8 protein-coding genes, 3 tRNA genes and 1 pseudogene are annotated in these 9,733 nt (G+C 65.3%); 1 reads left to right on the top strand and 11 read right to left on the bottom strand.

Annotation, left to right across the window (positions count from 1 at the left end; all coding sequences use genetic code 11):
* From AC07NT_RS15780 to trpE, 10 genes and pseudogenes are all read right to left on the bottom strand, one after another.
* Positions 1-63, bottom strand: a pseudogene (locus AC07NT_RS15780) (GTP-binding protein); the annotation flags it as partial.
* A gap of 82 nt (positions 64-145) precedes the next feature.
* Positions 146-220, bottom strand: a tRNA-Thr gene (locus AC07NT_RS15775).
* 35 nt (positions 221-255) lie between these two features.
* Positions 256-329: transfer RNA gene (locus AC07NT_RS15770), tRNA-Gly, on the bottom strand.
* A gap of 32 nt (positions 330-361) precedes the next feature.
* Positions 362-447: transfer RNA gene (locus AC07NT_RS15765), tRNA-Tyr, on the bottom strand.
* A gap of 64 nt (positions 448-511) precedes the next feature.
* Entirely contained in the window at positions 512-1,258 is a 747-nt protein-coding gene (locus tag AC07NT_RS15760) for a uracil-DNA glycosylase (protein ID WP_498599174.1), read from the bottom strand.
* Positions 1,258-2,058, bottom strand: a complete 801-nt coding sequence (gene trpC / locus AC07NT_RS15755; protein WP_498599175.1) for an indole-3-glycerol phosphate synthase TrpC — start codon at positions 2,056-2,058, stop codon at positions 1,258-1,260. Before trpC ends, AC07NT_RS15760 begins: the two co-directional genes overlap by 1 nt.
* Positions 2,055-3,104: an anthranilate phosphoribosyltransferase gene (gene trpD, locus AC07NT_RS15750; protein WP_498599176.1), complete on the bottom strand. Its 1,050-nt coding sequence runs from the start codon at positions 3,102-3,104 to the stop codon at positions 2,055-2,057. Before trpD ends, trpC begins: the two co-directional genes overlap by 4 nt.
* A 10-nt stretch (positions 3,105-3,114) precedes the next feature.
* Positions 3,115-3,696, bottom strand: coding sequence for an anthranilate synthase component II (locus AC07NT_RS15745; protein ID WP_498599177.1), 582 nt, complete (start codon positions 3,694-3,696; stop codon positions 3,115-3,117).
* Positions 3,693-4,049 carry a chorismate mutase gene (locus tag AC07NT_RS15740; RefSeq protein ID WP_498599178.1) on the bottom strand — a complete coding sequence of 119 codons (357 nt, stop codon included), beginning with the start codon at positions 4,047-4,049 and terminating at the stop codon, positions 3,693-3,695. The genes AC07NT_RS15745 and AC07NT_RS15740 overlap by 4 nt, the downstream gene beginning before the upstream one ends.
* Positions 4,046-5,542, bottom strand: coding sequence for an anthranilate synthase component I (trpE, locus tag AC07NT_RS15735; protein ID WP_498599179.1), 1,497 nt, complete (start codon positions 5,540-5,542; stop codon positions 4,046-4,048). Before trpE ends, AC07NT_RS15740 begins: the two co-directional genes overlap by 4 nt.
* A 334-nt stretch (positions 5,543-5,876) precedes the next feature.
* On the opposite strand from trpE, the gene AC07NT_RS15730 reads away from it, so the two are divergent.
* Positions 5,877-6,458 carry a chalcone isomerase family protein gene (locus tag AC07NT_RS15730; RefSeq protein ID WP_498599180.1) on the top strand — a complete coding sequence of 194 codons (582 nt, stop codon included), beginning with the start codon at positions 5,877-5,879 and terminating at the stop codon, positions 6,456-6,458.
* On the opposite strand, the gene AC07NT_RS15725 is transcribed toward AC07NT_RS15730, so the two are convergent.
* On the bottom strand, positions 6,448-9,666 hold the full coding sequence (locus AC07NT_RS15725; protein ID WP_498599181.1) for a sensor domain-containing protein: 3,219 nt from the start codon (positions 9,664-9,666) through the stop codon (positions 6,448-6,450). The two genes, AC07NT_RS15730 and AC07NT_RS15725, sit on opposite strands and share 11 nt — an antisense overlap.
* Positions 9,667-9,733 lie beyond the last annotated feature (67 nt).

Raw genomic sequence — 9,733 nt, 5'->3', positions numbered from 1 at the left:
CACGTGACCAATCGTGCCAACGTTGACGTGCGGCTTGGTCCGCTCAAATTTCTCTTTTGCCATTTTTCAAATCTCCAGAAAGGATGCGAAAAGCAATACGACTTCAAACACCAAGACACGCCAGCTCAAGCCGCGCACCTGAAATTGGTGCCCTTTGCGGGAATCGGACCCGCGACCTCTCCCTTACCAAGGGAGTGCTCTACCACTGAGCCAAAAGGGCAATATTCTTGTCCCCACCTAAGCGCAAAAGACACATGGAGCGGGAGACGGGAATCGAACCCGCGTCATCAGCTTGGAAGGCTGGGGTTCTACCATTGAACTACTCCCGCATCGCCCAAAACTCGCTCTACGCATCTTTCACTGGTGGAGAGGGCTGGATTCGAACCAGCGTACTCGTAAGAGGGCAGATTTACAGTCTGCTGCCATTAACCACTCGGCCACCTCTCCATAGGTGAACCACGGATTATGCCATGAAAATTTGACGCTGCCGGGGCCGGGACACCCCCGGGATTCACCAGACCAGCTCGCCCAGCCCCCGCTCGCGCAAAAATGCCTGCGCCCGGCCAAAGTGGCCGCAACCCAGGAAGGGCACTGGCGGACGCCGCGCGGACAGAGGCGAAGGGTGGTTGGCGGACAGCACCAGATGGTGCGAGCCCTGCGCCAACAGGCCGGCCGTCGCAGCCGCCTTCTGGGCATGCGCGCCCCAGAGCATGAAGACTGCCGGCTCGGCACGCTGGACCACCGCACGGATAATCTTGTCAGTAAGCACTTCCCATCCGTATCCCGCATGACTTGCGGGCTCCCCGTCTTCCACGCTCAGGCAGGTGTTGAGCAGCAGCACACCCTGGCGGGCCCAGGCCAGCAGGGAACCATCAGCCGGCACCGTCCAGGACTCCAAGTCACGGGCCAGTTCCTGATAGATGTTGCGCAACGAAGGCGGCAACTTCACTCCGGGCGCCACGGAAAAGGCCAGGCCCTCGGCCTGCCCGGGCCCGTGGTACGGGTCCTGCCCCAGGATCACGACCCGCACCTGCGCCAGTGGCGTGAGTTCGAGGGCGCGCAAAGGCTGCGGCGGGTAGATCACCGCGCCAGCCGCCAGCCGCTGCGTCAGGTGCTGGCCCAAGGCCTGCCCGCTTGGGCTGCCGAAAAACCCCGACACCAGGGGCCGCCAGTCCGGCGCCACCTGCCACTGCGCCGGCGCCCAGGCCGTCAGACGGTCCGCCGCACGGGGTGCGTCGAAAAGCTGGGTCTGCCCCATCAGGCAAACAGCTCGGCCAGCGCCAGACCCGGATCGGGTGCGCGCATGAAAGCCTCGCCGACCAAGAAGGCGTGCACGCCTGCCGCCCGCATCCGCTGCACGTCCGCACGTCCCAGAATGCCGGACTCCGTCACCAGCAGGCGATCGGCCGGCACACGCTCGCGCAGGGCCAGGGTGGTGTCCAGCGTGACCTCGAAGGTGCGCAGATTGCGGTTGTTGATGCCCAGCAATGGTGTCTTGAGCTTAAGCGCGCGGTCTAGCTCGGCCCCGTCATGCACCTCGACCAGCACGGCCATGTCCAGGCCGCGAGCCATCGCTTCCAGATCACGCATCTGCGCGTCGTCCAGACAGGCGGCGATCAGCAGGATGCAGTCCGCCCCCATGGCCCGAGACTCGTAGATCTGGTACGGGTCGACCATGAAATCCTTGCGCAGCACGGGCAGGTCGCAGGAGGCGCGGGCCTGCTTCAGGTAGTCGGGCTGGCCCTGGAAGAACTGGCGATCGGTCAGTACCGACAAGCAGGCCGCGCTCACCTGGCCGTCGCCTTCGGCATAACTCTGGGCAATGTCGGCCGGGATGAAATCCTCGCGCAGCACGCCCTTGCTCGGGCTGGCCTTCTTGATCTCGGCGATGACCGCGGCCTGGCCGGCAGCAATCTTGGCGCGCATGGCGCCCACGAAATCACGCGTAAGCACACGCGACTCGGCATCGGCCCGCATGGCGGCCAGCGACTTCTTCTTGATGGCCGATGCGATCTCCTCGCGTTTGACGGCCACGATCTTGTCCAGGATGTCGCTCATACGGAGGCTCCCAGACGGTGCGCCACCGTGACCAGCTGCTCCAGCTTGGCCTTGGCAGCGCCGGAATCGATGACCTCACGCGCACGCGTGATGCCCGCGGCCATGCTGTCCACCACATTGGCGGCATACAGGGCCGCCCCGGCATTGAGCAGGACAATGTCTCGTGCCGCACCGGGCTGCCGGTCCAGCACCCCCATGAGCATGGCGCGCGAGGCCTCGGGCGTGTCCACCTTGATGGCACGGGTGCTGGCCATGGTCAGGCCGAAGTCCTCGGGGTGGATTTCATACTCCCGGATCTCGCCGTTCTTCAATTCACCCACCAGGGTGGCCGCGCCCAGACTGATCTCGTCCATGCCGTCCTTGCCATAGACCACCACGGCGTGTTCGGTGCCCAGGCGCTGCAGGGCGCGGACCTGGATGCCCACCAGGTCCGCATGGAAGACCCCCATAAGGATGTTGGGCGCGCCGGCCGGGTTGGTCAGCGGACCCAGGATGTTGAAAATGGTCTTGATGCCGAGCTCGCGGCGCACCGGCGCCACGTTCTTCATGGCCGGGTGGTGATTGGGCGCGAACATGAAACCCACGCCGGTTTCGGTCACGCATTGCGCGATCGCCTCGGGCTTGAGGTTGATGTTGATGCCCAGCGACTCCATCACGTCGGCGCTGCCGCTCTTGCTGCTCACGCTGCGCCCGCCGTGCTTGCTGACCTTGGCGCCAGCGGCCGCTGCCACGAACATGGAGCAGGTGGAGATGTTGAAGGTGTGCGCGCCGTCGCCGCCGGTACCGACGATGTCGACCAAGTGCTTCTTGTCGGCCACGTTCACCTTGGTCGAAAACTCGCGCATGACCTGGGCTGCCGCGGTGATCTCGCCTATGGTCTCCTTCTTCACACGCAGTCCGGTGATGAAGGCCGCCATCAGCACGGGAGACATCTCGCCGCCCATGATGAGCCGCATGATGTGCAGCATCTCGTCGTGAAAGATCTCGCGGTGCTCGATGACACGCTGCAGGGCTTCCTGCGGGGTGATCTGGTGGGCTTGTGGCATCTTGTCTTCCTCAGACTGGTTCCAGGAAATTCTTCAGCATGGCATGGCCATGCTCGGTCAGGATGGACTCGGGGTGGAACTGCACGCCCTCGATGGCCAGGGTCTTGTGCTTCACACCCATGATCTCGCCATCTTCCGTCCAGGCCGTCACTTTGAGCTCCGGCGGGCAAGAGGCGCGCTCGATGGCCAGCGAGTGGTAACGGTTCACGGTGAACTGCGATGGCAGCCCGGAAAACACACCTTCGCGGGTGGTCGTGATCTCGCTGGTCTTGCCATGCATGAGCTGCTGCGCGCGGATGATCTTGCCGCCAAAGGCCGCACCGATGCTCTGGTGACCCAGGCAGACCCCCAGGATGGGCAGCTTGCCGGCGAAGTGGCGGATGGCCGCCACCGAAATGCCGGCCTCGGCCGGCGAGCAGGGCCCGGGCGAGATGACCAGGCGATCCAGTTGCCCGGCCTTGAGCTTCGCTTCTATCTCCGCAACCGTGATCTCGTCGTTGCGGTGCACTTCGACCTCGGCACCGAGTTCGCCAAAGTACTGCACCAGGTTGTAGGTGAAGCTGTCGTAGTTGTCGACCATCAGGAGCTTCATGACGCCACCTCCTGAGCAGACGGCGTCGCAGCGCTGCGCAGACGCGCAAATTCCGCATACTCGAAGGCGATGTAAGCCTCCATCATGCTGCGGTAGATGGCCTCGATCAGCTCCGGCGCCATGCCTTGTGCCTGCGCCAGTCCGCGCACATGCGACACGATGTATTCGATGCGATCTTCGTCGCGCACCATCTCGGCGCGCGGCTTGATGCGCGCGGCCTGCGCCACATAGGCACCACGCTGCGCCAGCAGGGGCACCAGGATGCGGTCCAGCGCATCAATGTGCTGGCGCACCTCAACCATGGTCTCGCAGCGCTGCACACCGGTACCGGGTATCTGTTGTGCGTTCATCATTCCAGCCCCTCCTCGACCAGCTCGGAAGCGCGCAGCAGCGCGCGCGCCTTGTGCTCGGTCTCCCGCCACTCCATCTCGGGCACCGAATCGGCCACCACCCCGGCAGCGGCCTGCACGTAGAGCGTGTCGTTCTTGATGATGCCGGTGCGGATGGCGATGGCCACGTCCATGTCGCCTGCATAGCTGAGATAGCCGCAAGCGCCGCCGTAGAGGCCGCGCTTGCTGGGTTCGAGCTGGTCTATCAGCTCCATGGCGTGCACCTTGGGCGCGCCGGTCAACGTGCCGGCGGGGAATGTAGCCCTGAGCACGTCCATGGAGCTCATGCCGTCTTTCAGCAGGCCTTCGACATTGCTCACGATGTGCATCACATGGCTGTAGCGCTCGACCACAAAAGCCTCGGTCACCTTGACGCTGCCAGTCTTGGCGATGCGCCCGATGTCGTTGCGTGCCAGGTCGATCAGCATCACATGCTCGGCACGCTCCTTGGGGTCGCCCACCAGTTCCACCTCAGCCGCCTTGTCCAGCTCGGGCGTGGCGCCGCGCGGACGGGTGCCCGCCAGGGGGCGGATGGTGACCTTCTGCCCCTCGGGGGTCTGCTCCTGCCGCACCAGGATCTCCGGCGAGGCGCCCACCACGTGGAAGTCGCCGAAGTGGTAGTAGTACATGTACGGCGAGGGGTTGAGCGAACGCAGCGCGCGGTACAGCGAGAGCGGCGACTCGGTGTAGCGCTTGTGCAGGCGCTGCCCTACCTGCACCTGCATGAAGTCACCCGCGGCGATCAGCTCCTTGGCACGCTCCACCGCCGCGATGTAGTCGGCCTTGTCAAACTCACGCCCGATCGCGTGCGACTGGCTGGGTTTGATCGGTGGCGCCTGCACCGAGGTGTTCAGGCGTTCGCGCAGCTCGGCCAGGCGCGCCTGCGCCTGCGCGTAGGCCTGGGGCCGGCCGGGATCGGCGTAGACAATCAGGTAGAGCTTGCCGGAGAGGTTGTCGATGACGGCCAGTTCCTCGCACTGCAGCAGCAGGATGTCGGGGCAGTCCAGGGTGTCTGGCGGACAGCTGTGCACCAGCTTCTTCTCGATGTGACGCACCGTGTCGTAGCCGAAGTAGCCGGCCAGCCCGCCGCAGAAACGCGGCAGGCCAGGTTGCAAGGCCACCTTGAAACGCTGGTGGTACTGGGCCACGAAATCCAGCGGGTTCAGACGCGAGGTCTCGACCACCACGTCGTCGGTCACCACCTCGGTCACGGCCTGTTCGCCGAAGCCGCGCGAGCGCACCAGGGTGCGCGCCGGCAGGCCGATGAAGCTGTAGCGGCCGAAGCGCTCGCCGCCCACCACGGACTCCAGCAAAAAGGTGTTTTTGCCGCCGGACTGGCTGTGTGCCAGCTTGAGGTAGAGCGAGAGCGGCGTTTCCAGATCGGCAAAGGCCTGGGCCAGCAGGGGGATGCGGTTGTAGCCTTGTCGGGCCAACTCATTGAATTCGGATTCGGTCATCGCGGGAAACTCCGGTTCGACGCCGGGCGGCTAGCCCTGGCGTCAGGCACTTTGTGCCCTGTTCATCCATTCAGTTCTGGGAAGCCCCGGGGACCGGGACCGTGCAAGACCGGGCGGGAGCCGGCGGCCTCAATCGCGCGACCGGGCGCGCGCGTCATGTCAGGTACGCCAGGGCCAGGCTCCCCGGTCGCTGCAACCTGTGCTGATGAGGCGGTGAATGAACATGGGGCCAGTTTAACAAAGGCGCCCACCCCCAGAAAAACCCTAAAGCCCGGAAAAGGCCGGTCTGGGATAATTAGAACGAACGATCGTACTATTTTGGAGGCTATCGATCATGTGGTTCCCCTTACGTCCCGCCCTGTTCGGCCTGTTGCTCGGTGTCGGCCAATTGGCATGCGCCCTGGAAGTAGGCGGCGTCAACTTCGCGCCGCAAGTCGAAGTCAATGGCAGCAAGCTGGAACTCAATGGCGCAGGTGTGCGTTACAAGGCCGTCTTCAAGGTCTACGCCGCGGGTCTCTACCTGGGACACAAGGCCGGCTCGCTGGAAGAGGTCCTCAAGACCCCTGGCCCCAAGCGCATGAGCATCACCATGCTGCGCGACATCGACGCAGCCGAGCTGGGCAAGCTGTTCTCGCGGGGCATGGAAGACAACATGGACCGCGCAGCCTTCGTCCAGCTGATCCCCGGCATCATGCGCATGAGCCAGATCTTTTCGGACCACAAGAAGCTCGTGGCGGGTGACAGCTTCACCCTGGACTGGATGCCCGGTCAGGGCCTGTCCATCGCCGTCAAGGGCAAGGTCCAGGGCGCCCCCTTCAAGGAGCCCGAGTTCTTTGCCGCCCTGCTGGGCATCTGGCTGGGCAAGGCCCCGGCTGACTGGCAGCTCAAGAACGCCCTGCTGGACATCAAGTCCTGAGCGCCCATTGCTCCAGGTCCTGGGCACTCAAGGGCCGGCTGTACAGATAACCCTGGCCCTTGCCACAGCCCAGCTCGGCCATGAGCTCGGCCTGCTCGGTTGTCTCGATACCCTCGGCCACGGTTTGCAGGCCCAGCGTGCGCGCCATGCTGATGGTGGCGGAGATCATCACGCGGTGGTAGTCGCTGGACAGCGCCTGGCTCACAAAGGAGCGGTCGATCTTGACCTGGTTGACGGGCAGTTCGTGCAAGCAGGAGAGCGATGAATACCCCGTGCCGAAGTCGTCCAGCGAAAGCGCCACACCGAGCGTGCGGATCTCGCGCAGGATGAGCTGCATGGCCTCGTCCTGCGCCGCCAGGCTTTCCGTCACCTCCAGCATGAGCGCCCCCGGTGCCAGCCCGGCGCTGTACAGCAGCTCCGAGAGCTTGGCGGCAAACCCCGCCTGGCGCAGCTGGGCCCGCGAAAGGTTGACCGACACCGTCTCGGGCGCCCGCTCCCCGAGCAAGGCGCGCAGGCGCACCAGTTCGTGGCAGGCCGTCTTGAGCACGAATTCACCCAGCCGTCCGATCATTCCTGTGGCCTCTGCCACCGGAATGAAGGTCAGCGGTGAAACGAGCCCGCGCTGCGGATGCAGCCAGCGCGCCAGAGCCTCCACACCGACCATGCGGCCGCTGGCCAGGTCGATCATGGGCTGGTACACCACGTAGATCTCCCCCCTGTCGACGGCCTGGCGCAGATCGTTCTCAAGCTCCACGTCGTCGTGCACGCGCTTGCGCATGGAGGGCTCGAACATTTCATAGCGCCCACGCCCCTGGCGCTTGGCCTCGTACATGGCAATGTCCGCGTCGCGCAGCACGCTGTCCGGGTCATCGACCATGTGGGCCGTGGTCACGATGCCGATGCTGGCCGTGGAGTTGACGCGGTGCGGGCCGATCTGGTAGGGCTCGGCCAGCACCTCGAGCAAACGGGCCGCCACCACCTGGGCGTCCAGGTCGCCACGGATATTGTCCAGCAGCACGACGAACTCATCGCCGCCGATGCGCGCGGCCATCTGGCTGAAGTCGCTGGTCTGCACAAAGGCGTCGCCGGGGCGCAGGCTGTCTTCCAGGCGCCTGGCGATCTGGCGCAGCAGCTCGTCGCCGACGGAGTGCCCCAGCGTGTCGTTGACCTGCTTGAAACGGTCGAAGTCCATGAACAGGACTGCAAAACAATAACTGGCCTGCTGCCGGGTGCGCTGGATCGAAGCCTCGATGCGATTGAGCAGCTCAACCCGGTTGGGCAGACGCGTCAGGCTGTCGGTGCGCGCGGACTGCCGCAGCTGGTCCTCGAGCTCCTTCTGCGCGTTAATGTCGTAGCAGATGCCCGCCATGCGCAGGGCCCGGCCGCTGGCGTCGCGCGCCACCACCGTGCCGCTGAACAGGGTCCACATCCAGCGTCCGCTGCCATGGTGCAGCCGCACCTCCCAGTGCAGAGGCTGGTGCGAGTCGCGCAGATTGGTGCGGATCGCCCAGCGCCAACCCTCCCGATCATCGGCATGGATCAGGTTGTGGAAAGCATCCGAGGTCAGATCCAGCTGGCCCTGCTGATAACCCAGCAAGGTCAGCAGACGGTCGTTGACGTCCATGCGACCGCTGGGAATGTCCCAGTGCCAGACCCCGAGGGAGGCGCTTTCGATGGCCAGGGTCAGCAACTGCTGCTGGTCGCGCTGCTGCGTGACGTCGACCATGCTGGACACCACCCCCGTCATGTGCCCCGCGGCGTCGCGCAGGGGTTCGGTATTGACGAGCAGCCAGCGCAGATCGCCACTGGGCATGATCAGGCCGATCGATTCTCCGCGCAGCCCCTGCCCAGTGCGCAAGGTACGCACGCTGGGCCGTTCGTCCACCGGGTAGGGTGACAGGTCGTCGCGCACCGCAATGCCATCGCGCGCCAGGCCGGCACGGCCCGCGATATCGCCGCTCAGCCCCAGCATGTCACCCGCCGCGGCATTGCTTTCCAGCACCCGGCCGTGGATGTCCTGCTGCACCACCCCCACCGGCAGGGCCTCCAGCAGGGAACGCATGCGCACACGCTGGTTCATGCTGTCGGTGATGTCACTGGCCACCAGGGTGAACCCCATGAGCTGGCCCTGGCTGTCCAGCATGGGCTGGTAGTCGATGTCCAGCCAGACCTCCCCGCCATGGTGTCCCAGGTGCATGACATCCACCCGCACGGGCAGCCCCATGTCCAGCTCGGCCAGCAGGCGCGACATCTCGTCGGCGTCGTTGTAGGCGTTGGGCGACAACAGGGCGGCATGCTGGCCCAGCACCTCCTGCAGGGTCCCCCCCTTGCCACGCAGGAAAGCCTCGTTGCACCAGAGGACGCGCCGCTCCTTGTCCACCACGGCGACCCAGTTCGAGGTGCGCTGCGCCACCAGGGCCAGACGCTGCAGCTCCGTCGACTGCGCCTGCAGGTCCTCGCTCTGGCGCCGCACGAACAGCACCAGCGGCTCGGCCACCGCCAGAATCAGCAGCACCAGCACGCCCAGCATGACGCTGCCTGCGAACTCGATGCGCTCCAGGCTGGCGCGGGAGCGCCGCTGCGCGGCCAGCTGCAGTTCGTCCACCAGGGATTGCGTCGTCAACCAGAAGGACTCCAGCTCGGTCAGCAGGAACTGCATCGCCGCCGTGCGCTTCTCTACGCTCTGCTGATGCGTCAGCCAGAGCAGGGACTGGGCGCGGTACCAGACACGTTCGCGCCGCTCCTGCCACTCAAGGATCGCTGCCCGCAACTCGGGGCGCTCGTCGACCTGCCAGGTCCCCTGACGCGCCAGCAGCTCGTCGAGCATGGTCGCCTGGTTCTGGGTCTGCGCCAGGGTCTCGCCCAGCGCGTTGACGTTTTCCTCCTGGCTGCCATCGGCATGCTGCAAGCGGGTCAGCAACATGATCATGCGCTGGATCTGCGTGCTCTGGGTGGCCGCCACGCGGATGATCTCGGCATCGGCCTGACGAACCTCCTCGGAATGCCGCTGCTGACTGGTCTGCCAGTAGGTCAGCACGCCCACCACCAGCAGCACCGTGTACAGAGCCAGCCGCACCCAGCGGTGGACCTGGGCGCCGTCCCCGGTCTGCCATCGCCCGGGCAACCAGTCCGGGGCGCCCTGCCAGACGGCGCGGGACGCGCCCGGCCGATCGGAAGCGGTCGTCTGCGAGGAGTCGCTGCTTTTCATGAACTGGCGCCGAGGCTAGCGGTGAATAAACACCGGCCTGATGGCAAACACGTCGTGTGAAGTCCCC

The sequence above is a fragment of the Hylemonella sp. GW821-FHT10B10 genome, from assembly GCF_059415585.1.
Note: the sequence above shows the minus strand (reverse complement) of the source record. Positions and strands in the feature narration are given on the sequence as shown.

Excerpts from the sequence above, each read along its gene's own strand:
- trpD (WP_498599176.1), bottom strand. The coding sequence starts at position 3,104 with ATGCCACAAGCCCACCAGATCACCCCGCAGGAAGCCCTGCAGCGTGTC.
- AC07NT_RS15740 (WP_498599178.1), bottom strand. The coding sequence starts at position 4,049 with ATGATGAACGCACAACAGATACCCGGTACCGGTGTGCAGCGCTGCGAG.
- AC07NT_RS15725 (WP_498599181.1), bottom strand. The coding sequence starts at position 9,666 with ATGAAAAGCAGCGACTCCTCGCAGACGACCGCTTCCGATCGGCCGGGC.
- trpC (WP_498599175.1), bottom strand. The coding sequence starts at position 2,058 with ATGAGCGACATCCTGGACAAGATCGTGGCCGTCAAACGCGAGGAGATC.
- AC07NT_RS15730 (WP_498599180.1), top strand. The coding sequence starts at position 5,877 with ATGTGGTTCCCCTTACGTCCCGCCCTGTTCGGCCTGTTGCTCGGTGTC.
- trpE (WP_498599179.1), bottom strand. The coding sequence starts at position 5,542 with ATGACCGAATCCGAATTCAATGAGTTGGCCCGACAAGGCTACAACCGC.
- AC07NT_RS15745 (WP_498599177.1), bottom strand. The coding sequence starts at position 3,696 with ATGAAGCTCCTGATGGTCGACAACTACGACAGCTTCACCTACAACCTG.
- AC07NT_RS15760 (WP_498599174.1), bottom strand. The coding sequence starts at position 1,258 with ATGGGGCAGACCCAGCTTTTCGACGCACCCCGTGCGGCGGACCGTCTG.